The sequence below is a fragment of the Pseudoalteromonas sp. KJ63-1 genome (assembly GCF_055808145.1).
The window spans coordinates 697,666-722,432 of record NZ_CM147855.1; the positions used below are offsets into that span (position 1 = coordinate 697,666).

The 24,767-nt window shown below is 39.3% G+C and carries 27 protein-coding genes and 1 pseudogene; 21 read left to right on the top strand and 7 right to left on the bottom strand.

What is annotated here, in order from left to right; translation table 11 throughout:
* The first annotated feature begins 133 nt into the window (after positions 1–133).
* Entirely contained in the window at positions 134–1,207 is a 1,074-nt protein-coding gene (locus AC0L7Q_RS03235) for a glycosyltransferase family 1 protein (protein WP_413401353.1), read from the top strand.
* A 43-nt stretch (positions 1,208–1,250) separates the two neighbouring features.
* Here the strand turns inward: AC0L7Q_RS03235 and AC0L7Q_RS03240 are convergent, their stop codons facing one another.
* Complete coding sequence (locus AC0L7Q_RS03240) at positions 1,251–1,973, bottom strand: 3-deoxy-D-manno-octulosonic acid kinase (RefSeq protein WP_409424808.1); 723 nt, start codon at positions 1,971–1,973, stop codon at positions 1,251–1,253.
* Between the two features lie 123 nt (positions 1,974–2,096).
* Here AC0L7Q_RS03240 and AC0L7Q_RS03245 point away from each other — a divergent pair, with 123 nt between their 5' ends.
* The 6 genes from AC0L7Q_RS03245 (at position 2,097) to glpG (ending at position 7,364) form a co-directional block, all read left to right on the top strand.
* Positions 2,097–3,158, top strand: a complete 1,062-nt coding sequence (locus AC0L7Q_RS03245; RefSeq protein WP_413401354.1) for a glycosyltransferase family 9 protein — start codon at positions 2,097–2,099, stop codon at positions 3,156–3,158.
* Positions 3,155–3,724 carry a D-glycero-beta-D-manno-heptose 1,7-bisphosphate 7-phosphatase gene (gene gmhB, locus AC0L7Q_RS03250; RefSeq protein WP_413401355.1) on the top strand — a complete coding sequence of 190 codons (570 nt, stop codon included), beginning with the start codon at positions 3,155–3,157 and terminating at the stop codon, positions 3,722–3,724. The genes AC0L7Q_RS03245 and gmhB overlap by 4 nt, the downstream gene beginning before the upstream one ends.
* 163 nt (positions 3,725–3,887) lie before the next feature.
* Entirely contained in the window at positions 3,888–5,084 is a 1,197-nt protein-coding gene (locus AC0L7Q_RS03255; protein WP_178955287.1) for a glycine C-acetyltransferase, read from the top strand.
* A gap of 52 nt (positions 5,085–5,136) precedes the next feature.
* The gene (gene tdh / locus AC0L7Q_RS03260) at positions 5,137–6,162 is read left to right on the top strand and encodes an L-threonine 3-dehydrogenase (RefSeq protein ID WP_013464286.1); all 1,026 of its coding nucleotides are present in this window, start codon (positions 5,137–5,139) and stop codon (positions 6,160–6,162) included.
* 66 nt (positions 6,163–6,228) lie between these two features.
* Positions 6,229–6,546: a thiosulfate sulfurtransferase GlpE gene (gene glpE / locus AC0L7Q_RS03265; protein WP_413401356.1), complete on the top strand. Its 318-nt coding sequence runs from the start codon at positions 6,229–6,231 to the stop codon at positions 6,544–6,546.
* Positions 6,543–7,364, top strand: a complete 822-nt coding sequence (gene glpG, locus AC0L7Q_RS03270; protein ID WP_413401357.1) for a rhomboid family intramembrane serine protease GlpG — start codon at positions 6,543–6,545, stop codon at positions 7,362–7,364. The genes glpE and glpG overlap by 4 nt, the downstream gene beginning before the upstream one ends.
* Here glpG and AC0L7Q_RS03275 read toward each other — a convergent pair.
* Positions 7,361–7,759 (bottom strand): flagellar basal body-associated protein FliL, encoded by a 399-nt coding sequence (locus AC0L7Q_RS03275; RefSeq protein WP_008115596.1) that lies wholly within the window; start codon positions 7,757–7,759, stop codon positions 7,361–7,363. The two genes, glpG and AC0L7Q_RS03275, sit on opposite strands and share 4 nt — an antisense overlap.
* A gap of 248 nt (positions 7,760–8,007) precedes the next feature.
* Between AC0L7Q_RS03275 and AC0L7Q_RS03280 the strand changes: the two genes are divergently transcribed.
* On the top strand, positions 8,008–8,553 hold the full coding sequence (locus tag AC0L7Q_RS03280; protein WP_394184709.1) for a chorismate--pyruvate lyase family protein: 546 nt from the start codon (positions 8,008–8,010) through the stop codon (positions 8,551–8,553).
* Positions 8,550–9,428 carry a 4-hydroxybenzoate octaprenyltransferase gene (gene ubiA, locus AC0L7Q_RS03285; RefSeq protein WP_413401358.1) on the top strand — a complete coding sequence of 293 codons (879 nt, stop codon included), beginning with the start codon at positions 8,550–8,552 and terminating at the stop codon, positions 9,426–9,428. The genes AC0L7Q_RS03280 and ubiA overlap by 4 nt, the downstream gene beginning before the upstream one ends.
* Here ubiA and AC0L7Q_RS03290 read toward each other — a convergent pair.
* From AC0L7Q_RS03290 to AC0L7Q_RS03300, 3 genes are all read right to left on the bottom strand, one after another.
* Complete coding sequence (locus AC0L7Q_RS03290) at positions 9,425–10,045, bottom strand: 2OG-Fe(II) oxygenase (protein ID WP_413401359.1); 621 nt, start codon at positions 10,043–10,045, stop codon at positions 9,425–9,427. The two genes, ubiA and AC0L7Q_RS03290, sit on opposite strands and share 4 nt — an antisense overlap.
* A gap of 256 nt (positions 10,046–10,301) precedes the next feature.
* Positions 10,302–11,180 (bottom strand): LysR family transcriptional regulator, encoded by an 879-nt coding sequence (locus AC0L7Q_RS03295; protein WP_413401360.1) that lies wholly within the window; start codon positions 11,178–11,180, stop codon positions 10,302–10,304.
* 244 nt (positions 11,181–11,424) lie between these two features.
* Entirely contained in the window at positions 11,425–11,874 is a 450-nt protein-coding gene (locus tag AC0L7Q_RS03300; protein WP_131690620.1) for a DUF2721 domain-containing protein, read from the bottom strand.
* Between the two features lie 63 nt (positions 11,875–11,937).
* Here AC0L7Q_RS03300 and AC0L7Q_RS03305 point away from each other — a divergent pair, with 63 nt between their 5' ends.
* From AC0L7Q_RS03305 to tsaD, 3 genes are read left to right on the top strand one after another with little or no spacing between them, the layout of a single operon-like run.
* Complete coding sequence (locus AC0L7Q_RS03305) at positions 11,938–12,312, top strand: putative signal transducing protein (protein ID WP_372239236.1); 375 nt, start codon at positions 11,938–11,940, stop codon at positions 12,310–12,312.
* Entirely contained in the window at positions 12,296–12,886 is a 591-nt protein-coding gene (locus tag AC0L7Q_RS03310; protein WP_413401361.1) for a YjaG family protein, read from the top strand. The genes AC0L7Q_RS03305 and AC0L7Q_RS03310 overlap by 17 nt, the downstream gene beginning before the upstream one ends.
* A 45-nt stretch (positions 12,887–12,931) precedes the next feature.
* On the top strand, positions 12,932–13,945 hold the full coding sequence (gene tsaD, locus AC0L7Q_RS03315; protein WP_008115610.1) for a tRNA (adenosine(37)-N6)-threonylcarbamoyltransferase complex transferase subunit TsaD: 1,014 nt from the start codon (positions 12,932–12,934) through the stop codon (positions 13,943–13,945).
* Positions 13,946–13,968: 23 nt separating this feature from the next.
* Here tsaD and plsY read toward each other — a convergent pair.
* Positions 13,969–14,573: pseudogene (gene plsY, locus AC0L7Q_RS03320) on the bottom strand (glycerol-3-phosphate 1-O-acyltransferase PlsY).
* A 207-nt stretch (positions 14,574–14,780) separates the two neighbouring features.
* Between plsY and folB the strand changes: the two are divergent.
* The 8 genes from folB to trmB all read left to right on the top strand — a co-directional run bounded on the left by folB (position 14,781) and on the right by trmB (position 20,918).
* Positions 14,781–15,140: a dihydroneopterin aldolase gene (gene folB / locus AC0L7Q_RS03325; RefSeq protein ID WP_413401362.1), complete on the top strand. Its 360-nt coding sequence runs from the start codon at positions 14,781–14,783 to the stop codon at positions 15,138–15,140.
* The gene (folK, locus tag AC0L7Q_RS03330) at positions 15,141–15,629 is read left to right on the top strand and encodes a 2-amino-4-hydroxy-6-hydroxymethyldihydropteridine diphosphokinase (protein WP_413401363.1); all 489 of its coding nucleotides are present in this window, start codon (positions 15,141–15,143) and stop codon (positions 15,627–15,629) included.
* Positions 15,626–16,426: an undecaprenyl-diphosphate phosphatase gene (locus tag AC0L7Q_RS03335; RefSeq protein ID WP_413401364.1), complete on the top strand. Its 801-nt coding sequence runs from the start codon at positions 15,626–15,628 to the stop codon at positions 16,424–16,426. The genes folK and AC0L7Q_RS03335 overlap by 4 nt, the downstream gene beginning before the upstream one ends.
* Positions 16,427–16,572: 146 nt before the next feature.
* Positions 16,573–17,928 (top strand): UDP-N-acetylmuramate:L-alanyl-gamma-D-glutamyl-meso-diaminopimelate ligase, encoded by a 1,356-nt coding sequence (gene mpl / locus AC0L7Q_RS03340; protein WP_413401365.1) that lies wholly within the window; start codon positions 16,573–16,575, stop codon positions 17,926–17,928.
* Position 17,929: 1 nt separating this feature from the next.
* A complete protein-coding gene (locus AC0L7Q_RS03345) occupies positions 17,930–18,553 on the top strand; it encodes a flavin prenyltransferase UbiX (protein WP_413401366.1) in 624 nt (207 codons plus the stop codon).
* Positions 18,550–19,479, top strand: coding sequence for an ABC transporter ATP-binding protein (locus AC0L7Q_RS03350; protein ID WP_413401367.1), 930 nt, complete (start codon positions 18,550–18,552; stop codon positions 19,477–19,479). Before AC0L7Q_RS03345 ends, AC0L7Q_RS03350 begins: the two co-directional genes overlap by 4 nt.
* Positions 19,480–20,247: an ABC transporter permease gene (locus tag AC0L7Q_RS03355; RefSeq protein ID WP_010391022.1), complete on the top strand. Its 768-nt coding sequence runs from the start codon at positions 19,480–19,482 to the stop codon at positions 20,245–20,247.
* On the top strand, positions 20,247–20,918 hold the full coding sequence (gene trmB / locus AC0L7Q_RS03360) for a tRNA (guanine(46)-N(7))-methyltransferase TrmB (RefSeq protein WP_413401368.1): 672 nt from the start codon (positions 20,247–20,249) through the stop codon (positions 20,916–20,918). Before AC0L7Q_RS03355 ends, trmB begins: the two co-directional genes overlap by 1 nt.
* Here trmB and AC0L7Q_RS03365 read toward each other — a convergent pair.
* A complete protein-coding gene (locus tag AC0L7Q_RS03365) occupies positions 20,915–22,672 on the bottom strand; it encodes a GGDEF domain-containing protein (protein WP_409424829.1) in 1,758 nt (585 codons plus the stop codon). The two genes, trmB and AC0L7Q_RS03365, sit on opposite strands and share 4 nt — an antisense overlap.
* 369 nt (positions 22,673–23,041) lie before the next feature.
* Here AC0L7Q_RS03365 and panP point away from each other — a divergent pair, with 369 nt between their 5' ends.
* On the top strand, positions 23,042–24,667 hold the full coding sequence (panP, locus tag AC0L7Q_RS03370; RefSeq protein ID WP_413401370.1) for a pyridoxal-dependent aspartate 1-decarboxylase PanP: 1,626 nt from the start codon (positions 23,042–23,044) through the stop codon (positions 24,665–24,667).
* Positions 24,668–24,767: the final 100 nt, after the last annotated feature.

Consider the following 24,767-nt stretch of genomic DNA (forward strand, 5'->3'; position numbering starts at 1 on the left):
GCAGTAATTAAATCAACTCATTAAACAAAGATTAGCTAAAAAATATTACTCTGGAACAGATTAAAACACCGCAGCTCTATCGTAAAAAAGATGGCGTTGATATACTCGCTGCAAAGGAAAAGCAGAGATAGTAATGAGCAACAAACGACTTTTATTTATTCCCGTGTCATCGCCAGAAGGTATTGGTGAATATATGCGCTCATTACAGCTAGCTCATACCCTTACCTCAGAGTACGACAAGCAGTTAGATATTCATTTCATTTTAAATAAGCACACGGCTTACGCTAAAAGTTGCCCGTTTCCTACTTTATTGTTAAATCAATCGGCAACAAAAGAAAACACACGTGTATGTCAGTTTATTGAGCAATACAAACCAGATGTGGTGCTATTTGATTGCGCAGGGCGAGCAGAACAAATGAAGGCCGCGAGAAATGTGGGTGCTAAAGTGGTTTTTATTTCGCAGCACGCGAAAAAACGGGCAAAGGGCTTAAAGCTTAATAGAGCGGGTCTTATTGATACTCATTGGGTGGTTCAGCCTGATTACTGTATCGACCCTCTTTCATGGTATGAAAAACTAAAGCTTAATATGCTGCCATTGGCATACCCTGAGAATGTAGGGCCATTTACTGTTTTTGCTTCAGAGCAGCAAAAAAGTGATGTACTGACACGTTATAACTTACAAGAAAAAGAATTTTTTATCGTGAATGCAGGATCCGGTGGGCATACGATTAATGGGCAAAGCTGTGCTGATATCTACTATAAAGCAGCACTGATTATTGCGAAAAAAACGGGTATAAAAGGGGTTGTGGTGTTTGGTCCTAACTATACGAGCCCATTACCAGACACCGATGAACTTACTTGTTTAGCAAGTCTTCAGGGTGAAGAGTTTTTAGCCTTACTAAGTCAGGCAAAGGTGGCATTATTAAGCGCGGGTGATACTTTACTTCAAGCTATTGCTTTGCAAACCCCCGCAATTGCGTGTGCTATTTCAAAAGATCAAGGTGAGCGCCTCACTCGTTGTACTCGCACAGAAGTGGTTTATCAGGCACAGCTTAATATTGTTGATATAAGTGAAAAAGTGCAAACGTTACTTACAGAGTCTCGTTATAAATATATTATTGATAAGTATTCTACTTTAGAAACAATCCATAGTTTTGATATTATTACACAAGGTTTGAAAAACATGTTGTTTGATAATACTCATTAGTTATCAAAAGTGTGTTTTTCAGGTTATTGATTTAGCAAGTTTTTTATAATTCGAGCTCTTGGTTGTATTGGTTGCCTAATGTTTGCCAATCGTTTTGCTGCCAATGAAAGTTACTATTGCGGCTTTGCTCTTTTGAAAATGAGCGCTGTAGGCGAGACATGTTGCTTTGTTGCCATTTTTTATTGGGCACTTTTATTTCGCCACGATCAAAGTCGATAATGTAAACGTCACCAGAGTCATCAAATAAAATATTATTAATATTTAAATCAGCGTGATACACCCCTTTATTATGAAATTGGGCAATGGTTTGCGCTATTTTTTTTATCTCAATATCACTTAAGGGGCGCTCAATCAGTACATCTAGTACGCTTTTAGCGCCTTTTACCGCTTCAGTAATAATATCACCTCGGTAAATAAAACCATGTCGGCTCACTTTAGCTGCAATGGGCTTTGGTACATTTAAACCTAACTCTATTAATTGCGTCATTAAACTAAATTCTTGATAAACACGGGTATGCTCAAGTCCGTAGTATAAATATTGATCGCTGAGTAGTTTTCCTATTAGGCCGCCACGCCAATAATGACGCAACACAGCCGTTAAATCTGCGTGTTTAAAAAACCAAGCAGTCGCACGCCCCTTTTTAGCGCCGACAATTTTTTGCTGCTGTTGCCAGAAATTGGGCTCAAACCAATCTAACTCTATTTCGGTGCTATATTGAGGATGGCTTAAAATGACATGGTTATTTTTGACGTGTTGATTAAACATAGCTCATAGGATTCGCTTTAATATGTGCATATATTAACGTGTTTTAAGTCTAAGGATAAGTACTTGCAATGACGCGATTATAATTTAAGATCGGGTTTTATTATTTTACCTCCAAGGAAACGTGTGACTTCAGCGCCTACTTACACATCTATTTGTATTTTACGTCTTTCTGCCATTGGTGATGTATGCCATGCAGTGAGTGCAGTACAAGCAATTCAAAAAGCGCATCCAAATGCTAAAATTACATGGGTGATAGGGAAAGTCGAGGCGATGCTGTTAGCAGATTTGCCTGGCGTTGAGCTTGTTGTATTTGATAAAAAACAAGGTAAAGCGGCACTGAAACAGTTAAAGCAAACCTTCCAAGGGCAGTGTTTTGACGTACTGCTTAATATGCAAGTGGCTTTAAGAGCTGGTTTTGTCGCTCGCTGTATCCCTGCCAAAGTTAAAATTGGTTTTGACTGGGCTCGTTCAAAAGAGCTGCATAGTTTATTTATTAATAAACGTATTAAAGCCCAATCTCAGGCGCATGTTTTAGAGGGATTTAAAGGCTTTGCTCAAACAATTGGTGTTGATGATTATGTCCCTGTTTGGAATATGCCCTATACCGACAAAGATCAAGCTAAAGCTGATGAGCTGTTAGGTGACGATTATTTATCAAATAAGTTATTTGTTATTTCGCCAGCGGCAAGTAAAGCACAGCGTAACTGGTTAGCCGAACGCTATGCCGTGCTTGCTGATTATGCCAATGCGCAAGGTTTTAAAGTAGTGCTAACCGGTGGGCCTACTGAACTTGAAAATAATTTAGCAAATAGCATCATTGAATACAGTGATTCACCCATTCTGAACTTGGTGGGTAAAACAAAACTCAAAGAATTATTGTGCGTACTTAAGCGTGCAGGTTTAGTACTTGCGCCCGATACAGGCCCAGCCCATATGGCGGTGACTGTTGGCACGCCTGTTATTGGTCTATATGCGCATTCAAACCCTGCGCGAACGGGGCCTTATTTATACCAAGATTACGTGGTTGAGGTTTATCACCAAAACTTATTAAAGCAAACAGGTAAAACCGCCGAGCAATTACCTTGGGGTACTCGGGTTAAAGGCGATGATTTAATGAGTCAAATAACCACGGATGCAGTAAAAAAAATGTTTGACCATGTTGTTAATGAAGAGTCGTTATTATGAATGGTAAACACATAAATAAGGCGCTTTTTTTAGACCGTGATGGTGTAGTAAATGTTGACCATGGCTATGTATTTAAAAGCGAAGAGTTTGAATTTATAGATGGTGTGTTTTCAACGTGTAAAGCATTTTATGACGCGGGCTACAAAATAATTGTTGTAACTAATCAATCAGGGATTGGTCGAGGTTATTACTCAGAAGCCGATTTTTTTGCCCTTAACACATGGATGAAAGCGCAGTTTAGTCATCATCAAATTGAAATTACTGATGTTTATTTTTGTCCTCATCATCCTGAAAATGCATTACCAGCGTATTTAACAGATTGCGATTGCAGAAAGCCAGCGCCTGGTATGTTACTTCAAGGAATGAAAGATCATCATATCGACCCTGCACTGAGTGTGATGGTGGGGGACAAACGAGGTGATATGCAAGCTGCTATAAGCGCCAATATACGCACTAAAGTATTGGTACGTTCGGGGCAAACAGTTGATGAGCAAGCCGTAAAGTCCGCTGACTATGTTTGTGACTCAATCAAGGAACTTCCTGTTTTGCTTGCTGATCTCATTTAATATATATCTCATGCCTGTAAACTGGCAGCTTTTCCTGCCAATTAGCTAATTTGCGACGAATGACAAACAGTGCAATTTGGCGCTTAAACTTTTACAATACCCGCATTATAAATAGCAGCAACGCGTCTGCTGTTTAACCCGTTCAACCAAATGGAGATCACAGATGAGAGCATCTGCTTTTTTTAGCCAATTACAACAGCAAATCGAAGACGTTAAAGCTGAAGGTTTGTACAAAAATGAACGTGTTATCACTTCACAGCAGCAAGCTCAAATTGAAGTGGCATCAGGTGATAAAGTTATTAATTTTTGTGCTAACAACTACTTAGGTTTAGCTAACAGCCCAGAGCTAATTGCAGCTGCACAAAAAGGTTTAGATGACCATGGTTTCGGTGTGGCATCTGTGCGTTTCATTTGTGGCACACAAGATATTCATAAGACGCTTGAGAAAAAAATCAGTCAATTTTTAGAGACTGAAGACACCATTTTGTATTCATCATGTTTTGATGCGAATACGGGCTTGTTTGAAACTATTTTAGGTGCAGACGATGCGATTATTTCTGATTCATTAAACCATGCTTCTATTATTGATGGTGTTCGTTTATGTAAAGCAAAGCGTTTCCGTTATGCAAATAACGATATGGCAGATTTAGAAAAGCAATTAATTGCAGCCGATGAAGCTGGTGCTAAAACTAAACTAATTGCTACTGATGGCGTGTTCTCAATGGATGGCGTTATTTGTAATTTAGAAGCAGTGTGTGATTTAGCCGACAAATACGACGCACTCGTTATGGTTGATGATTCACATGCCGTTGGTTTTGTTGGCGAAAACGGTAAGGGTACACCTGAGTACTGTAATGTACTCGACCGTGTTGATATTATTACTGGTACCTTAGGTAAAGCGCTTGGTGGAGCATCTGGTGGTTACACCTCAGGTAAAAAAGAAATTGTTGAGTGGCTTCGTCAGCGTTCACGTCCATACTTATTTTCAAATTCATTAGCGCCTTCAATTGTAACAGCGTCAATCAAAGTGCTAGAAATGCTTGAAAATGGCGGTGAGCTTCGCGCTAAGCTATGGTCAAATGCTAAATACTTTCGCGAGCAAATGGAAACGGCAGGTTTTACCTGTGCAGGTAAAGATCATGCGATTATTCCAGTGATGCTAGGGGATGCAAAAGTAGCGTCACTTATGGCTGATAAGCTTTTGGCCGAAGGGATTTATGTAACTGGGTTCTCATTCCCTGTTGTACCAAAAGGTCAGGCGCGTATTCGTACCCAGATATCTGCAGCGCACAGCAAGGAACAACTTGATACAGCCATTGCAGCCTTTACCCGTATTGGTAAAGAGATTGGTGTTATTTAATTTTCTTGTTAAATCGCGGTTATAGTCGCGATTTTTTAATTGAGTGTGGATTATGAAAGCATTATCAAAGTTAAAAGCAGAACCGGGCATTTGGATGACAGATGCGCCAAAGCCTGAAGTGGGTCATAACGATCTGTTAATTAAGATACGTAAAACGGCTATTTGTGGCACCGATGTTCACATTTATAAGTGGGATGAGTGGGCACAGAACACCATTCCTACGCCTATGGTGGTTGGCCACGAATACGTGGGTGAAGTAATTGACATGGGACAAGAAGTTCGCGGTTTTGAAGTTGGTGACCGTGTATCGGGTGAAGGTCACATAACCTGTGGTCATTGTCGTAACTGTCGTGCTGGACGCGTTCATTTATGCCGAAATACAACCGGTGTGGGTGTTAACCGCGAAGGTGCATTTGCTGAGTACTTAGTGATCCCAGCATTTAATGCATTTAAAATTCCAGATAACATTAGCGATGAACTTGCCTCTATTTTTGACCCGTTTGGTAATGCAGTACATACCGCATTATCGTTTGATTTAGTGGGTGAAGATGTATTAATCACCGGTGCAGGCCCTATTGGTATTATGGCTGCAGCTGTAGCTAAACATGTAGGTGCACGTCATGTGGTTATTACCGACGTAAATGAATACCGCCTAGACTTAGCGCGTAAAATGGGCGCAACGCGTGCTGTAAACGTTGCAAATGAAAAGCTTGAAGATGTAGCTAAAGATCTAGGTATGACCGAAGGCTTTGATATTGGCTTAGAGATGTCAGGTGTTCCTAGTGCATTTAATGCCATGTTAAATAACATGAATCATGGCGGCAAAATTGCCATGTTAGGTATTCCACCTTCAGATATGGCGGTCGATTGGAATCAAGTAATTTTTAAAGGCTTAGTGATCAAAGGTATTTACGGTCGTGAGATGTTTGAAACTTGGTACAAAATGGCCAGCTTGATTCAATCAGGACTTGATTTAAAACCAATTATTACTCATCAGTATTCAATTGATGACTTCCAAGCTGGCTTTGATATGATGATTTCAGGCCAATCGGGTAAAGTAATTCTTAACTGGGATTAATTATCCCCTTGTTAAGAGAATTAAAGGCGGCATTTGTCGCCTTTTTTGTAATTATAAGAGAGTACTATGGCATTTAAACATATATCAATCGCACAAACCCTCGAACTACTAGATCAAGAGGATGTGGTGATTGCCGATATTCGCGATCCTAATTCGTATCAGACAGGGCACATTCCTGGCTCTGAAGCGCTTTCAAATGCAAATATCGCCCAATTTATGATGGAAAAAGAGTTTGACCAGCCGATTATTATTGTTTGTTATCACGGCATGAGTTCACAAGGTGCTGCCAGCTACTTAGTAGAGCAAGGCTTTGAAGATGTTTACAGCATGGATGGCGGTTTTACTGCGTGGGAAGCCGCTTACAAGGATAAAGTAGCACGATGATAGAGCTAGGCAGTCTAACTAACCCCCGTGCTGCACAGGGCTTTATAGATTACCTAAAAAGCCAAGGGCTTACAGGGCAAATTCGTACTGAGGATGGCCATACGCTTGTTATTAGTGTGGCACCTGAAGACTTCCATGCAGTGCAGCCTTTATGGAACGAATTTGCCAAAAACCCTAATCATGAGCGTTACCAACAAGCATCATGGCAAGTAGGTACTACGCAGTCACCGTTAAAGTATCAAGGGCAGTCACTTAATTTAGTCGCTCGTTTTAAAGCCTTAAGCTGGCTTAATCAAGGTATTAGTATTCTCAGCATAGTTGTTTATGTTGCTTTGTTATTTGGTGCGTTTGAGCCTATTTATATGGCGTTGCAGTTCAATCCTGCGTCACCACTTACCTGGTTAACACCTGCTATTATGCATTTTAGCGCTATGCATATTGTGTTTAACTTAATCTGGTGGGTATCGCTGGGTGACAACATTGAAAAGCAATGCGGTAAGTCGAGTTTAATCGGGCTGTTTTTAGTTACCGCTTTAATAAGTAATTGGGCACAGTACTTAATGGTCGGTCCTAACTTTGGTGGGCTTAGCGGTGTTGTATATGGGTTGTTAGGCTTTTGTTGGATTTACAGCGCGCTTAACCCTAAACAGCCTGCACTGGTTACAACCGCAATTGTTGGTTTTATGCTGGTATGGTTAGTACTTGGTTTTGCAGATGTATTATTTGTTGGAATGGCTAATTGGGCACACTTAGGTGGGCTTGTTAGCGGTATGGCTTTTGCCTATACCGCTCAGCTTTTTAAAACAAAAAGCGCCTAATGATATAAATATTTAGTAAATAACAGGTCTCGGATTATTTCTTGGCCTGTTTCTTCCTTAAGTAAGCTTTTTAGTTTTTCTGCGCTTTTAAGGCGAATTTGCTCACGCCCTGTTAAAGACTTTATTTTGTTTTCAGGCTCTTTTGATAATATCTCTACTAGCGCATCACGTAACAGCGGGGTGTGGTGTTCTACAATGGCAATATCGGATGTTTTGTTTAGCATTAAATCTACCGTGACGCGAACGTAACCCATTTTTTTACTCGATGGACCAATGTAATTGGTAATAATGTCTGGCTCAAACCCAAAATAACCCACAGTAGACTCAGCGCGTGCTGATAAGCTAGTTAGGCTGACTAAAAGAATAAAAAGGCCTGTAAATACTGTTTTTTTCATTTCAAAAGCGTTTCCGTAAACTAATTACAAATAGTTTATACTTATTAGTAAATAAGATACAGCAAGATGCTGTTATTTGTTGTGTTTGTAAAAGTACTCCGGATTCAAGTTTGGGATAGGCAATAGCGGGAGTCAAATGCTGAATAGCTTTTTATGACACAAGATGTGCTTGGTATTGAGTAAATCGCGCTTTTTCAAATTCGTTGGCAATGTTATGATCTCATCGATTTTTTTCAAGTAGAATTATTGTGATTACTTTTCCTCTTTCTTTATCTGCTGATTGGCAGAGTACCGCTCAAGTCACTGGCTTATCTAACGCTGAGAAAGAGTGGTTATTTGAACCGCATTCTTTAACGGCTAAATTAAAAAGTCAGTCTCAGCGTTTTGCTGTAAAAGTGTTGAGTGAGCAAAAAGTAGACCTTTCGCAATCACAGCAAACGCTATTAAGTGGGCAGGTAAGTACAGTACTTAACCGTGAAGTGTTACTGTTGTGTGATGAACAACCGATTGTTTATGCTCAAAGTTGGTTGCCAATAACAAGTAACAATACAAACAATCAGCTGCACAATATGGGAGAACGCCCGTTAGGTGATGTAATCTTTCAAGATCCTGCGTTAAGGCGCACTGATATTGAAATTGCTCGCTTTGATGATAACCACTCATTGCAATCACTGGTGAGCGAACTTAATTTACCGAATCGCTCTTTACTGGGCAGACGCAGCGTATTTTCTTTACATAACTATCAATTTTTAGTCTGTGAGGTTTTTTTACCAGGAGCTTACTTATACTCATGAAACTAGCCGCTTTGTCTGTTAATCATATACCCTATTACATCCAGTTAATGCGAATTGATAAGCCCATAGGCACCTTATTGTTACTTTGGCCAACTTATTGGGCACTATGGATAGCGAATGATGGTCTGCCTAACTTAACGAATTTCATTGTGTTTACCCTTGGGGTAATAGTTATGCGAAGCGCCGGATGCGTTATCAATGACTTTGCAGATAGAAAAATTGATGGCTCAGTAAAGCGCACTTGTCAGCGGCCGCTAGCAACCGGAGCGGTAAGTAGTGGTGAAGCAATTAGTTTGTTTTTATTACTCGTTGTCATCGCTTTTATATTAGTATTATTGCTTAATACCAATACTATTTTATTATCGTTTGGTGCGCTTGGGTTAGCGTTTTGTTATCCCTTTATGAAACGTTACACGCAACTTCCTCAAGTTGTATTAGGTGCGGCTTTTGGCTGGGCAATCCCTATGGCTTTTATGGCATCAACAAACTCTCTACCCGTGCAGGCATGGTTGCTATTTATTGCCAACATTTGCTGGACGGTGGCTTACGACACTATGTACGCCATGGTTGATAGAGACGATGATTTAAAAATAGGAGTAAAATCAACCGCTATTTTATTCGCCAGTTATGACCGCCACATTATAGCGCTACTTAACTTTAGCTTTTTTGCGCTGATGGTTTTAATTGGATTGATGAATCAAATAGGATTTGGTTTTTGGTTGGGATTAGCTGTTGCAGCAATGTTACTTGTGTATCAACAGCGTTTGATTCATTTACGCCAGCGAGATAATTGTTTTAAAGCATTTTTAAATAACCATTATGTAGGACTGGCTATCTTTATTGGTCTATTATTTTCTTACCCCGTTTTTGCTTAACGGGGTGGGTCGATAATGCCACTAATTGACGCGTTTTTTCTGAACCAACCAGCAATCGAATAGCGGTTATTAACAGCAGGAAGTACTTCATGTACAAAGCGTTCGCTTTCAAATAATACCAAAGTGCCTGCCGTGGGTTTTATTACTATTTCTATATCTTTACTTTTAGGTTTGTAAATAACTAGCTCTCCACCTTTCTCTGGAGAGTTCAAATATAATACGGTAGTAAAAACACGGTTTGAACGACCTTTAAATGCATCTACATGTTTTTTATAAAAATCACCTTGCGTATATTTTGCATAATGACACTCATAATCAAACAAACCCATAAAGAAACTTCGATTAAGCGTATTACGAACTGCTTCCATTACTTGCTGGTAGCCAAGTTGTGCATTTGAACTGCCATCAAACCAATAGGTTTTGTCTTTACGAACTGTCTTATCAATTTGCAAGTTATTTAATCGACCAATACCAGCAAGGCTAAAGTGGGGATTTATTCTGTAGCAATCTGCCATTAAATCAAAGATTAGGTCACTATCAATGGCGTTTTCAATAATGGCATAACCATGCGTTTCAATCTGCTCTAGATAAATTCCAGAAGCTGTAAAGTTGTTCATTAACGCTAGTCAAAATAGTAGGGAGCGTTAGTTTAATGTAAAAAAACTTTAAAGCTACAAATTTATAGTTGTTATCATACCAATTGCATTAAATGAGTGCTCCATTATAGCGACAAGTAAATAAGTCGATAGCAAGGCAAAAATGATGACATATAGTTGTTCTATATAAATAATTTTTAACGCAGTTAGCGATTCATTTAATACGCTAAAATGATCATGTTTTTAATAAAATTGGTATAGAGCGCATGGTGTAATGTTATGCTTTTGAGACTTTATTTATTAGCGAGAGTAAATGGTCAACATGCTCACCCGCTTCTATTTGCTGGCTGGTTTGCACAATAAGTTGCTCATGGCTAATATCGTTATTAGTTTTAAGTTGAATCAAATTTTGGTTTTCTGCCACAGAGCTGGTGTGTTCAATACCGGCAATGGCAAAATGGTCTGACTTTTCAAGTCCGGCCATTACCTGATCAATACTGCCCACTTTAATAGTTGATACTTTATTTAATGAGTCTACTACTTCATTAAGCATTGATTGCACTTGTTTTGACTGTGAAAAACAACTGAACATTGGATAACTTTCGAGTTCTTTTTTACTAATATCGCTTTTATTTGCTAAAGGATGTTGTTTTGAACAAAATAAAATAAGCTGATCAGGTAATTGTATGTCGCTACCAATGCTATTGACTATTTGCGAGCATACACTAATGTCAATTTCACCTTGAAGTAACTTTCTATGAAGCTCAGTTTTGTTTTGTAGCTGCATTTCGATTTTAACATGCGGGTATTGGCTTAAAAATTCACCGCAGGTAATTGGTACTATGCTGCTAGTTGTTGTGGTGTAACCAATAACCAGTTTTTTCTCTTCAGTGCCATTAATAGACTGAAAAGCACGATGTTTTATTTGTTCTAGCTCATTGAGGGTATTTTTGGCAAAGTCGAGGAAAAGTTCGCCTGCTTGAGTTAATTTAACCGAGCGAGTAGAGCGAGTAACAAGCTCATAGCCAAGCTCTGTTTCAAGAGTTTGAATACTTCGAGTTAACGCAGATGTGCTAATTTGGGTTTGTTCTGCAGCTTGCCTAAAATGACGAAGTAGGCCAAGCGCTACAAATTGTTCTAATTGTTCAAATCTCACTATATAGTCCTTTTTTATAGGTAAGCTAGGGGGAATCACAGATTAAATACTGACTTTATATCCCTATAGTTCAGTTGAAGTAATGTTTTTAACCACCTCATTAGATTAACTTTCTTTTTGCCTTATTTAAAGAGAATAGTTGCTAAAAGTTGTTATACCTTTGGGTAATGTTAAGTAACTGTTGGGTTTTATCATTAGCCTAATTTGTGCAATTTTATAACCGTTTTCTTAGAATTTCGGTTTGCTAATTGCTGTTTTTGCTTTTAGAGTTAGGCTCAATAAAATTTTTACTCACCCTGTTGCTTAAAGGCTTATTTTCAATGTTTTGTAATTCAATTTCTATGGCATCACACGAGATATGAATTTCAAATAAGGAGGTGAGTAAAGACAAGCTTAAGCAACTTAAACTGACACCAAATAAAATAATGCCCGTGGTATTAAATTCTATAAATAATGCGAACATGGATAGCGTACATAATAAAAAAGCAGCGACTCCGTATACTTGCATGGTTCTTATTAATTTTATTCGCTTTCTAAGGTTGGTTATTTGCGCCACCACAACAGGACGAATAGATTCTCCTTCACGCGCATTCAGTTCTCGTATTAGTTGCGCTAGCACTAAAAATCGGTTTGTATAGGCGAGTAATAACAACGAGATTGCTGGAAAAAGTAAACCTGGAGTAGTTAGCGTCATAATGTGTCCTTAAATCATATTATTTGCTTTAGGTTACGCAGGCAAATTGTACACATAAAGTAAATGAGGTGGATATTGCAAAATATTAATAATAGCGATTCAAATATAACATCATTTGATTGGGTTACGCTTTATAACGCAGAAAATAGTTTAGAGGCCAATATTATAAAAGGATTGATTCTTAATGCGGGAATTGAGTGTCAAATTAAAGGTGAAATGCTGCAGGGTGCTATGGGCGAGATCCCGTTTGAGCAAACACAAGTAAGTGTGCAGGTTTATGCGATAAAAGAGCGCCATGCACGCGAAATATTGGTAAACTATCAGCAAGTAAAACAATCCGCTCCAGATTGGGTGTGCCCTAACTGTAATGAGCATAATGGATCAACATTTGATTTTTGTTGGTCATGTGGGACTTTAAAGAATGACAAAAGCGAATAATTTTCAGCGTATTAGAGAATTAAATTACCTACAAAAAGCGGTATTGGCCAGTGCGTTAATAGAGCGTATGTTGCCTAATTATGGACTATTTAGTGAGGCTACCGGTTTTGGCGATGAGGTTATTTTACGTAATGCTTTAAATGTATGTTGGGAAAAGATACTGCTTCCTAAAAGTAAAATTGACTTAGAAAAGCAAGTCGAAAAAATTGAGCCGAATGTACCTGAACTTGCTGATTTTGATATGTTTGGAACTTATCCTGCCATTGACGCTGCCACTTCATTATTGAGCTTAATGCATGGCCTTTTAGCGCAAGACGAGCAAGAGTTTGTCAACGTGAGTAAAATATCGCAGGCAACTGTGGCTCGCTTTATTGAGTATCAAATGACGGTTGACGGGGATGTTGCTGATAATAAAGCAGTGCGTGAACACCCACTAATGCAATACGAAATTGAGGTATTAGGTGAGTTAATAGATTTTGTAGAGGCAATGGGGCGCATCACTGCTGAAAATGTAAAAGCATTGAAAAAGCATGTCCTTGCTGATGGCCAAACTAACATTGGTTTAGCACTTTAAGTTATTTTGTTTTAAACACCTTGTTAGGTGGCAGGAGAATTAACAATGCGAATTTTAGGCATTGAATCATCATGCGATGAAACTGGTATTGCTATTTATGATGACGAAAAAGGGCTACTGGCTCATCAATTATATAGCCAAGTAAAAGTACATGCTGATTACGGTGGTGTGGTACCTGAACTTGCATCTCGCGATCATGTACGTAAAACATTGCCGCTTATCGATGCGGCATTTGCACAAGCTGGCTGTGGACCTGAAGATTTAGACGGCATTGCCTACACGGCAGGACCTGGTTTAGTGGGGGCATTGTTGGTGGGCACCTCAATTGGTCGCTCTTTAGCGTATGGTTGGGACATTCCAGCTGTAGCAGTGCACCATATGGAAGGGCATTTATTAGCGCCAATGCTTGAGGAAAACGTTCCCGAATTTCCATTTATTGCTTTACTCGTATCTGGCGGTCATACCATGATGGTAAAGGTCGCGGGCATTGGCCAATATGAAGTATTGGGTGAGTCGGTAGATGACGCTGCAGGTGAAGCATTTGATAAAACAGCTAAATTACTAGGACTCGATTACCCTGGCGGTCCTCGTTTAGCTAAAATGGCTGAGCAAGGCGTTGCCAAACGATTTGTTTTTCCACGCCCGATGACAGATAAGCCTGGTCTTGATTTTAGCTTTAGTGGTCTAAAAACCGCTGCTTCGATTGCTATTCGTGAGAACGACAGTGATGAGCAAACTAAAGCAGATATTGCCCATGCATTTCAAACAGCCGTTATAGATACTTTAGTGATTAAGTGTAAGCGAGCACTAAAGCAAACAGGTATTAAACGTTTAGTAATAGCCGGTGGTGTAAGTGCTAATACACAACTACGTTTGCAATTAGAACGTGTGATGCAAGGTATGAAGGGCGAAGTGTATTACCCTCGCACTGAGTTTTGTACCGACAATGGTGCAATGATTGCTTATGCTGGTATGCAGCGTTTAAAAGCGGGGCAGTTTGCTACGCTTGATATGAAAACTAAGCCGCGCTGGCCAATCGATAGCTTAGAAGCAATATAGTTAACCAGAACTTAAGTTAGTTATTACTTCTTATCATCTGTAGGGGCTTGTTTAGTCCCTACTTTTGGTTCTTCACCCTTAAATAAACGTACAATATTAGTACGATGCCTAATAATGATCAGTAGCGTAATAAAGGTCACCGGTAAGGTATATAACGGCTTTATCCACCATGTATATAAAGGTGCTAGCGTTACAGCAACTAACGCTGCAAGCGATGAGTAGCGGGTAATCGCGACAATAATCAGCCAAGTACCAATCAATAATCCACCTAAAGACAGCCCTATCGGTAGTAATGAGCCAAATGCTGTTGCGACCGCTTTCCCCCTTTAAAACTAAAAAATAATGGGTACATGTGCCCTAAGCATGCTGCAACCGCAATTAAACCGAGCTCTAGCGGCTCTAGTTTTAAAAAGTAAGCGCCCCAAACAGGTATAGTGCCCTTTAAAATATCAAATATTAACACTAAGCATGCTGGGAGAGCGCCACCTAAACGGTAGACATTGGTTGCTCCTGGGTTGTTGGAGCCATTTGTGCGTGGATCGGGAAGTTTGAATAGCCGCGACACTAAAATGGCCGATGAAATCGAGCCGAGCAAATAGGCTAATACAAACATTAAAATGACTAACACGCGCTTCCTTATTTTTTAATCATTACTTTTAAGCTATTATTGGCGTCAAAATTTACGGGTTTCTTAAATTACTCGCAATTTTGTAATTATTCTATTGTAGAAGTAATTTTAGTATATTTAAACACTGATTAAAGTATATACAGTATTAATTTGATTGATACAATATGTAATTAACTCAGTGACTTGTTACAGTCATTTGGAGTATCAATGGACAAGGTATTTATATCACAATTGCATGTCGAAACGATTATCGGGGTGTATGATTTTGAAAAGAAAAGTAAACAAAGCCTATACTTTGATATTGAAATGCTAAGCGACATTAAGCCCGCAGCACAAAACGACGATATTAACTTAGCATTAGATTACGCTAAGGTGAGTGAGCGTGTTATCGAGCACAGTACGGCTAAACCAGTCGAGCTTTTAGAAACGCTGGTGGAGCAATTAGCACAAATAATCTTAACCGAATTTAATACTCCACAAGTAACGATAAGAGTTAGCAAGCCTGCTGCAGTTTCACAAGCGCAAACAGTGGGTGTAGAGATAACGCGCATTAAGGCTAAGGCTTAAATGGCGCAGATATTTATTAGCCTTGGTTCAAACATTAACAAGGCAGAGCATATTCGTCGTGCTCTAGTGGCGTTAGAACAGCACTTTGAAAACACACATCATTCATCAGTATTTGAAAGTGAAGCTGTAGGTTTTGCCGGTAATAACTTTTATAACTCAGTACTTGCCGCCACCACTGACATGGCGCTGGTTGATGTGTGCGCGTTATTGAAACAAATTGAACGCGATAATGGTCGCAAAGCAAATGATAAAAAATTTAGCCCACGTACTCTGGATCTCGACTTACTCTTTTATGATGATGTGATTTGCGAGAGCCCAGCACAATTACCGCGTGACGAAATTACTAAAAATGCCTTTGTTTTGCAGCCTTTAGCTGAGGTGGCCCCTGATTTTTATCATCCGGTAGCAAAACAAACGATTGCCCAAATATGGAATGCATATAACAATCCTCAACAAAAACTATGGAAGGTGGAGTTTTCTAACCCATGAGTATTATAGAAATAATTGTTTTAGCCCTAATTCAGGGATTTACTGAGTTTTTACCTATATCGAGTTCGGCACATTTAATTCTACCGTCACAAATTTTAGGCTGGGAAGATCAAGGGTTAGCGTTCGATGTTGCTGTTCACGTAGGCACTTTAATTGCGGTTGTTATTTATTTTCGTAAAGAAGTAGCCGATATACTCGGTGCTTGGTTTAAATCGTTTGGTGTGCTGGGCGCAACAGATGATAGCAAGCTAGGTTGGTGGATCATCTTAGGCACTGTGCCTGCAGCTATTTTAGGCTTGTTGTTAAAAGATTTTGTTGAACTGTACTTACGCAGTGCATGGGTGATTGCAACCACAACAATCGTATTTGGCCTATTACTTTGGTACGCCGATGCCAAAGGTAAGCAAATAAAAACAATTTATCAGCTAAACTGGAAAACGGCCCTCATTATTGGCTTTGCACAGGCCGTTGCAATGATCCCTGGCACTTCACGTTCAGGTATTACCATGACAGCGGGTTTAATGTTAGGTATGAACAAACAAAGTGCAGCGCGCTTTTCGTTTTTATTAGCTATTCCAATCATTTCTATGATGGGTCTTTATTACACCGCAGAACTTGCTCTAGGCGATCATATCGTAGATTGGACGGCATTATTGTTAGGTGTAGTGCTGTCGTTTTTATCAGCTTATGCTTGTATTTTTATGTTTTTAAAAGTGATTGAGCGAATGGGGATGCTGCCATTTGTTATTTATCGTTTATTATTAGGTATAGGTTTAATATTCTTTTTAATGCTATAAGCTATTAATCTTCAGGAAAGCCTCCCACTTTGGGAGGCTTCTTTATTTGCGCCAAGGGTTAATGGTAACTTAAGCTAAATTTTGGCATTATAGCGCCATTAAACTTTGCCCTAGAGCAAACTCCGCGCAGGATGAAAGGATAGTAAATGCATATACATATTTTGGGTATTTGTGGCACATTTATGGGTGGTATTGCCGCTATAGCTAAATCATTGGGTCATCATGTTACTGGGTCGGATCAAAACGTTTATCCACCAATGAGTACTCAGTTACAAGAACTGGGTATTGAACTAACACAGGGCTATGATGTATCTCAACTAGAGCCAGCTCCAGACATGGTTGTTATTGGTAATGCTATGAGCCGTGGTAACCCGTGTGTTGAATATGTACTCGATAAGAGCCTGCCTTATACTTCAGGACCTGAGTGGCTAAAACATAACTTATTACAAGATTCATGGGTGCTGGCTGTGGCAGGAACTCATGGTAAAACAACCACCGCCAGTATGTTGGCGTGGATACTTGAATATGCGGGTTTAAAGCCAGGCTTTTTAATTGGCGGAATTGTACAAAATTTTGGTCTTTCTGCGCGAGTTGGGCAAACGCCATTTTTTGTTATAGAAGCCGATGAGTACGACACGGCCTTTTTTGATAAACGTAGTAAATTTGTTCATTATCTACCTCGAACACTCATTTTAAATAATCTTGAATTTGATCATGCTGATATTTTTGAAGATTTAAACGCAATTAAAAAACAATTTCACCATTTGATACGTACACTACCGCAAAGCGGCAAAGTGCTGTGGCCAAAAAATGATGAAGCACTGAGCGATGTGATTGCAAAAGGATTGTGGAGCGAGAGCGAAACTCTAGGTGATGACTGGAGTTATGAATTACTCAAAGCCGATGGTTCTCAATTTAATGTTTTACTAAATAAGCAGTTAAAAGGCGTTGTTAGTTGGCAAGCGATTGGTGAGCATAACGTTAAAAATGCCATGATGGCTATTGCTGCAGCACGCCACGTAGGAATTGCCATTGAGCACAGTATTGAAGCTTTGAGTGAATTTATCAGCCCAAAAAGGCGAATGGAGCTTAAAGCAGATATTAATCATATCAAAGTGTATGACGATTTCGCCCATCACCCTACCGCGATTCAAACAACACTTGCGGGGCTGCGTGCCAAAGTGGGCAATGAAAAAATTATTGCGATTTTAGAACCTCGTTCTAACACTATGAAAATGGGAGTGCATCAATTTACACTTCTCGATTCACTTCGCAATGCAGATGATGTGCTGTTATTTGAACCAGAAAATTTAAACTGGTCACTTAAAGAGCAAGCTGACAAAGCGGGTATGCAGTGCTTTGATTCTACAACCGCTATTATTGATACAGTGCTTGAGAATATTGAGCCAAATCAACATGTTTTAATTATGAGTAATGGTGGTTTTAATGGTCTGCATCAGCAACTTGTTGATGGTTTGGCCGATAAATACAGCGGAGAATAATGTGCAATTTAAAGATACAATTACCTTAGCATTTACTGGTGCATCAGGCGCACCATATGGGTTAAGGCTGTTGGAAGTGTTACTTGAACAACAATTTCAAGTGTATGTGCTTATCTCAAGTGCCGCGCGTGTAGTTTTTGATACCGAGTCCAATATAAAGTTATCAGGGAATGAAGATAAAGCTACCGAGCAGTTAAGTGCATTATTTAACGCCAAGAGCGAACAATTAAAGGTATTTGGCAAAGATAACTGGTTCAGTCCTGTAGCTTCGGGCTCTGCAGCGCCGAAAAAAATGATAGTATGTCCATGTAGCGCAGGATCTGTGTCTGCGATTGCAGTCGGCGCATCAGATAATTTATTAGAGCGCGCTGCCGATGTGGTGATAAAAGAGCGAGGTCAACTTATTTTAGTGCCACGCGAAACCCCGTTTAGCGAAATTCACTTAGAAAATATGCTCAAATTATCGCGTTTAGGGGTCACTATCATGCCCGCTGCTCCTGGGTTTTATCATCAACCACAAAGCATAGAAGACTTAGTTGATTTTATGGTGGCGCGAATTTTAGATCATTTAAATATTGAACATAATCTCACAAAGCGCTGGGGTTATGGTGAGGGTAAGAAATGAATAAGCAAAATATTGCTTTAAATATTGAAGGCCTTACCAAGGTTTACAAAAATGGGGTTGAGGCAGTAAAAGGCGTTGATTTACAAGTGTATGAAGGTGACTTTTTTGCACTGTTAGGTCCAAATGGGGCGGGTAAATCAACCACTATTGGGGTGATATCTTCTTTGGTAAATAAGACCAAAGGTAAAATTGAAGTATTTGGTCATGATATTGATACCGACCTTGAAGCGGCAAAAGCCAACTTGGGCTTAGTGCCACAAGAGTTTAACTTCAGTCAGTTTGAAACCCTAACCCAAATACTCGTTAATCAAGCAGGTTACTACGGTGTACCGCGCGGCGAAGCGCACAAACGTGCTGACAAGTACTTAGCACAACTTGGGCTACTTGAGAAAAAAGATAAACAAGCGCGTACCCTTTCTGGTGGTATGAAGCGTCGCTTGATGATTGCACGCGCCTTAATGCATGAACCAAAGCTACTTATTTTAGACGAACCAACAGCGGGCGTTGATATAGAGCTGCGCCGCTCAATGTGGGACTTTTTAAGGCAAATTAACGAACAAGGCGTGACCATTATTTTAACCACTCACTACCTTGAAGAAGCCGAATTACTCTGTAAAAACATCGCTATAATTGATACCGGCCGTATAGTTGAAAACACCACCATAAAAGCCTTGTTGGCTAAATTAGACAAAGAAACCTTTGTATTGGATTTAAAACAGCCTACCAATCCGGTGACGCTTGAAGGGTATAATTTTATCATGACTGATGATCACACCATTGAAGTTGAGGTGGCTAAATCACAAGGGCTTAATGCTGTATTTAGCGCGTTAACCGAACAAGGCAATACTGTGCTAAGCATGCGTAATAAAGCGAATCGATTAGAAGAATTATTTGTAGGTTTATTAGAGCAAGGGCGGGGCGAATAAATGTTTAAATATGGCGTAGCCTTGAAGAGTATTTGGATTAAAGAGTGTATTCGCTTTTTGCGTATTTGGGTGCAAACCTTAGTGCCGCCAGCGATTACTATGAGTTTATATTTTGTTATTTTTGGGAATTTAATAGGCTCGCGTATTGGCGATATGGGCGGCTTTAGTTACATGGAGTTTATTGTTCCTGGCCTTATTATGATGTCAGTTATAACAAACTCTTACTCGAATGTGGCTTCGAGCTTTTACTCAACTAAGTTTCAAAAAAGTATTGAAGAGTTATTGGTTGCACCTGTGCCTAATTACATCATTGTGTTGGGTTATATGGGCGGAGGCATGACCCGTGGCATTATGGTGGGCTTTATTGTAACGTGCGTTTCTTTATTTTTTGTAGATATACAAATACATAATATTTTTGTGATTATAGCCACTGTTATTCTTACCTCGGCGGTGTTTGCCTTGGGCGGGTTAATCAACGCTATTTATGCAAACAGCTTTGATGACATAAGTATTATTCCGACCTTTATTTTAACGCCTCTAACTTATTTAGGCGGGGTGTTTTACTCAATCACTTTACTGCCTGATTTTTGGCAGATGGTATCGCAAATAAACCCGATCATTTATATGGTTAACGCATTCAGATACGGATTTTTAGGTGTTTCTGATGTTGATTTAACAGTTGCGATTGCGGTGTTGTTGGTGTTTATCAGCGTATTATTTACTTTAGCACTTACGCTAATTAAAAAAGGTGTGGGGCTAAGACACTAATGAGCGATGCAAATTCACGTAGTATTGTATCTAATCAAGCGGGACTTCATGAAAAGCTTGATGAAATAGTTAATAAACACTTACAAGCCGAGTTTAAAAAGCCAATTGCAGCGCATACTCAAACCGCATTTGATGAAGTTAATGCTAAGGTGCAAGCCTTTGATGGACCGCTTATTCTAGACTCCTGTTGTGGCGTTGGCGAAAGCACTGCTAATTTAGCGAAACGTCATCCTGATGCGTTAGTTGTGGGCATTGATAAGTCATCTCACCGACTTGATAAGCATGATGTTGAGTATAAACAAACTGAGAGTGGTCAATACATTTTGGTGCAAGCTGACTTAAATGATTTTTGGCGTTTAGCTGTCGCTGCTAATTGGCAGCCTACTCATCATTATTTGTTATACCCAAATCCGTGGCCTAAGTCTAAGCACATTCAACGGCGCTGGCATGGGGCGGCTATCTTCCCCTTTATTGTAAAACTAGGTGGTTTGCTTGAAGTGCGCAGTAACTGGGATATCTATGTTAAAGAGTTTGCCAGAGCGCTAGAATTAACAGGGCATCCATGTGAAACTGCATTGTTTGAATCAGACGAAGCAATTACCCCTTTTGAGCGTAAGTACTGGGCCAGTGGTCAGCAAAGCCACCGACTAGCCATTAATCTTAACAACTAACTCATTGCTTTTTTAAAGTCAGTAACATGTGGCGTTGATTTGCCAAGGTAGCTACCTTGCATCAGCGTCACATTTAGCTGGCTGAGCAACTCTGCAACTGTATTACTTTCTACCGCTTCAACAACCAATTCAAGTTCAAGCTGCTGAGCTATATCAGCGATATAGGTTATAAATAGCGACGTATTTGCATCATTTAACAGCTGCTTTGTGATTGCACCATCGAGTTTAATACCATCAACCTCCACTTTTAAAGTATTAAGGGTATTAATAAACTCATTACCCCAGCAGTGCATCACCACCTTTGCACCCTTACTTTTTACCATTGCGATAAATGACTTTATTTCGTAGTAATGTGAAATAACCTGCGACTCTAAAATTGAAATAGTGATGTTTTCAGGATTAGGATAGCGATGAAGTTCATAGGCAATATGATCATAAATAGTGGGATCAGCAATGTTTTCAGCGCACACAGTTAGCTCCCAACAAATTGCCGATTTACGAAAACGTGAAACACATTGAGTAAATAGGGTATGGGTTAACATGCCATTCAATCGCAGTCTATCTAGTGCATTTGCAAAGGTGTCAGGGGTTAAAATTTCTCCTTGTGAGGTGACTATTCTCGGTGAGCAATCATACCTAATAACTTCATCGGTATGAGTATTTATAACCGGCTGAAAGTAAGGAACAACACGATGAGCATCAAATGCTTCACGAATTTCTTTTGCTATTTCAACATTATATAAATATAGAGATTTAGCGTCGTTAATTGCCTCACAGTAGTTAACTATGCTCTGATCGCCCTGTTTTGATTGCAGTAACGCAATATGAGCATTCTTAAGCAGTAATGACTTGTTGCCTCTAGCTACACCAGCGTTAAGGGTAATATAAATAAACGGCTGATTTAAAAACGGTATATTTTTATTATGCGACTGGATGATGCTATATAGCTCATCAAAGGGGGTTTCTTTATCTGTCAAAATAGCGAGTTTATTTGTTGCAATACGATAAATACGTGCATGCAAACGGACTTGCTGCTTAAAGTGAGTGAGCAGCTTTTTCATCACTGTATCGGCTGTTTTTGTGCCAAAAAAGCGACTGATATTATCAATTTCGTTTACTAAAATAATCGCAATTTGAAGATGGTGCTCATTACTTTTTTTCAGTCTTTTTTCTAGAGCGAAATGATTTGCAAATCCGCTTGCATGGTCGTTCATTAGTGAACGACGTACTCCATAGTAATAAAGAATATAAACTATCAATAAAATAATGATCACGCAGCTAAAATGAAACACAGACTGATATAAGTCAGCTTTTAACGCATTGCTAATTTTATCAACGCTAATATCTGCAGCCGTAATATAGGTTCTGCCATTTTTTGCTAAATGAGGAATATACACTGTTTTAGAATGGCCGCGATGCGCTGTTGAGGTTTCAAAAATAGGGGATGTCGATAAAAATGCAGCTATGTTGATGGGCGTGGCTTCGGGATAAAGATCTAAAAACTGAGTAACTTTACCGTTATTTTGATCATCTTGGGTGTAACTAGAGGCAGTAAAATAAACATTCTCATCAATCAGTACCATTGAATATAAATAATCTATATTTAAATCATTGGCCAACGCCGAAAGCTGGTCAGCTTTATTTTGATAGCTTGAAAAGCTAATTTCTTGCGCTACTTTATCGTGATAATCACTACCTAAAATGTACTTTACGCTGGTGGCAGCATTTAATAAACGATTATCAATGCTGCGCATCACATTATTGTTGATTGCGGTGTAGGTGTAGTAACTGTAAATTATTAAGCTGACTAAAAAAAGACGGTACCGAGCGCCAACCGAGTTAATTTTAGATTTCCTTTTAGCATGTAACATCCTTATTTTTTGTTAGATTTATTATACTTAAAAATTATAAATGCCCAATATTTTAATTACCCTTTGTACTAAATATAAAAAATAGTTAAATGTTATCTACTTTGTATTGTCTTTTATGGCTTAAAACGAGACATTTTTGTCATATTGCAGTAAAGTTAGCGCAATTTTTCAGAAATGCCGTTGCTTAAAAACACCTCAAATTAGCGTGTTTTACAAACTAACAGGTGTTTTAGTCACACACTAGGTATGAAGATGGATCAAAAGCGTTGTGCCGTCGCCTCTAAAGAAAGCCTCAAACGGATATTTACCGTTCCTGAGGCTCCAGACTCAACTTTGAGCAAGATAGAGCTTGAAATTTCGAGTAACTTAGCAGGTTTCTTAAACGAAAATATCGCGGCAATTGAAAAACCGTTACATGAAATAGAAAAAGATTTTCAATCGGCGGCCATCCCTGAAGAGCCAACGTTTGTGTCTTGTTATGCTCAAGATATAATGGAACAGCTGGTTGCTCATTCTGTACATACCGCAGCGCCAAGCTTTATTGGTCATATGACGTCTGCTCTGCCACATTTTTTACTGCCGCTATCTAAATTAATGGTTGGGCTTAATCAAAACCTGGTAAAAATAGAAACCTCAAAAGCGTTTACCCCATTAGAACGTCAAGTTTTAGGAATGATGCATCATTTAGCTTATGGACAAAATGATGGCTTTTATTCTAAATGGATGCACAGTGCAAAAACCTCTTTAGGGGCATTTTGCTCTGGTGGCACTGTAGCTAACATTACTGCACTTTGGATTGCCCGCAACCGCTTGTTAAAAGCAGATGGCAATTTTAAAGGCATTGCTGCACAAGGTTTAGTGGCGGGAATGATCCACTATGGTTACAAAGGACTGGCGGTTTTAATCTCTGAGCGAGGTCATTACTCGTTAGGCAAATCGGTAGATTTACTAGGTATTGGCCGTGAGAATTTAATTGGTATTAAAACATCGGCTGATAATAAAGTAGATGTAGATGCTATGCGAGAAAAAGCGCTAGAGCTTGAAGCGCAAGGCATTAAAGTGATGGCAATTATTGGTGTAGCCGGGACGACAGAAACCGGTAATATTGACCCACTTGAAGACATGGCTAATTTAGCACAAGAAATTAATTGTCACTTTCATGTTGATGCGGCATGGGGCGGAGCCACCTTACTGTCTAATACCCATAGGCATCTTTTAAAAGGGATTGAGCAAGCAGATTCAATTACCATTGATGCGCATAAGCAAATGTATGTGCCGATGGGGGCCGGTTTAGTCTTATTTAAAGACCCTGCTGCTACCGATGCCATAGAGCATCATGCTGAATATATTTTACGTAAAGGCTCTAAAGACTTAGGTAGCCATACGCTTGAGGGGAGTCGCCCTGGTATGGCGATGTTAGTGCATGCTTGCTTACGTGTTATTGGTCGTAAAGGCTATGAAATGCTTATCGATCGCAGCATTAAAAAAGCCCGTTACTTTGCTGATTTGATAAAAGCAGATGATGACTTTGAATTAATATCTGAACCTGAGCTGTGTTTATTAACTTATCGTTATGTCCCTAAGCAAATTAAAAATGCGATAGCACATGCAGATGCACAAACCCGTTTAGATATCTTTGCCGCGCTTAATCGCTTTACTGCTAGCATGCAAAAACGACAACGTGAATCGGGTCGCTCGTTTGTATCGCGAACGCGCTTAACGCCAGTTCAATATGATAATCAACCAACTGTGGTTTTTAGAGTGGTGCTTGCGAATCCGCTTACATCAGGTGCAATATTAAAAGAGATATTAGAAGAGCAGAAAGAACTAGCTCAAACCGACCCTGTATTTAAAAAGTATTTACGAAAATATATGTAACTAACCTGAACTCTGGTTAAGAGATTTACTAACATATTGAATCAAAATGATATTTATGTTTATTTTCTCTAGCCAGAGATTTTCAGTGAAAACAAGGCGA

Coding starts and splice junctions, on each gene's coding strand:
- AC0L7Q_RS03235 (WP_413401353.1), top strand. CDS start 134: ATGAGCAACAAACGACTTTTATTTATTCCCGTGTCATCGCCAGAAGGT.
- AC0L7Q_RS03240 (WP_409424808.1), bottom strand. CDS start 1,973: ATGTTTAATCAACACGTCAAAAATAACCATGTCATTTTAAGCCATCCT.
- gmhB (WP_413401355.1), top strand. CDS start 3,155: ATGAATGGTAAACACATAAATAAGGCGCTTTTTTTAGACCGTGATGGT.
- AC0L7Q_RS03255 (WP_178955287.1), top strand. CDS start 3,888: ATGAGAGCATCTGCTTTTTTTAGCCAATTACAACAGCAAATCGAAGAC.
- tdh (WP_013464286.1), top strand. CDS start 5,137: ATGAAAGCATTATCAAAGTTAAAAGCAGAACCGGGCATTTGGATGACA.
- glpE (WP_413401356.1), top strand. CDS start 6,229: ATGGCATTTAAACATATATCAATCGCACAAACCCTCGAACTACTAGAT.
- glpG (WP_413401357.1), top strand. CDS start 6,543: ATGATAGAGCTAGGCAGTCTAACTAACCCCCGTGCTGCACAGGGCTTT.
- AC0L7Q_RS03275 (WP_008115596.1), bottom strand. CDS start 7,759: ATGAAAAAAACAGTATTTACAGGCCTTTTTATTCTTTTAGTCAGCCTA.
- ubiA (WP_413401358.1), top strand. CDS start 8,550: ATGAAACTAGCCGCTTTGTCTGTTAATCATATACCCTATTACATCCAG.
- AC0L7Q_RS03290 (WP_413401359.1), bottom strand. CDS start 10,045: ATGAACAACTTTACAGCTTCTGGAATTTATCTAGAGCAGATTGAAACG.
- AC0L7Q_RS03300 (WP_131690620.1), bottom strand. CDS start 11,874: ATGACGCTAACTACTCCAGGTTTACTTTTTCCAGCAATCTCGTTGTTA.
- AC0L7Q_RS03305 (WP_372239236.1), top strand. CDS start 11,938: ATGAGGTGGATATTGCAAAATATTAATAATAGCGATTCAAATATAACA.
- AC0L7Q_RS03310 (WP_413401361.1), top strand. CDS start 12,296: ATGACAAAAGCGAATAATTTTCAGCGTATTAGAGAATTAAATTACCTA.
- tsaD (WP_008115610.1), top strand. CDS start 12,932: ATGCGAATTTTAGGCATTGAATCATCATGCGATGAAACTGGTATTGCT.
- folB (WP_413401362.1), top strand. CDS start 14,781: ATGGACAAGGTATTTATATCACAATTGCATGTCGAAACGATTATCGGG.
- folK (WP_413401363.1), top strand. CDS start 15,141: ATGGCGCAGATATTTATTAGCCTTGGTTCAAACATTAACAAGGCAGAG.
- AC0L7Q_RS03335 (WP_413401364.1), top strand. CDS start 15,626: ATGAGTATTATAGAAATAATTGTTTTAGCCCTAATTCAGGGATTTACT.
- mpl (WP_413401365.1), top strand. CDS start 16,573: ATGCATATACATATTTTGGGTATTTGTGGCACATTTATGGGTGGTATT.
- AC0L7Q_RS03350 (WP_413401367.1), top strand. CDS start 18,550: ATGAATAAGCAAAATATTGCTTTAAATATTGAAGGCCTTACCAAGGTT.
- AC0L7Q_RS03355 (WP_010391022.1), top strand. CDS start 19,480: ATGTTTAAATATGGCGTAGCCTTGAAGAGTATTTGGATTAAAGAGTGT.
- trmB (WP_413401368.1), top strand. CDS start 20,247: ATGAGCGATGCAAATTCACGTAGTATTGTATCTAATCAAGCGGGACTT.
- AC0L7Q_RS03365 (WP_409424829.1), bottom strand. CDS start 22,672: ATGCGCAGCATTGATAATCGTTTATTAAATGCTGCCACCAGCGTAAAG.
- panP (WP_413401370.1), top strand. CDS start 23,042: ATGGATCAAAAGCGTTGTGCCGTCGCCTCTAAAGAAAGCCTCAAACGG.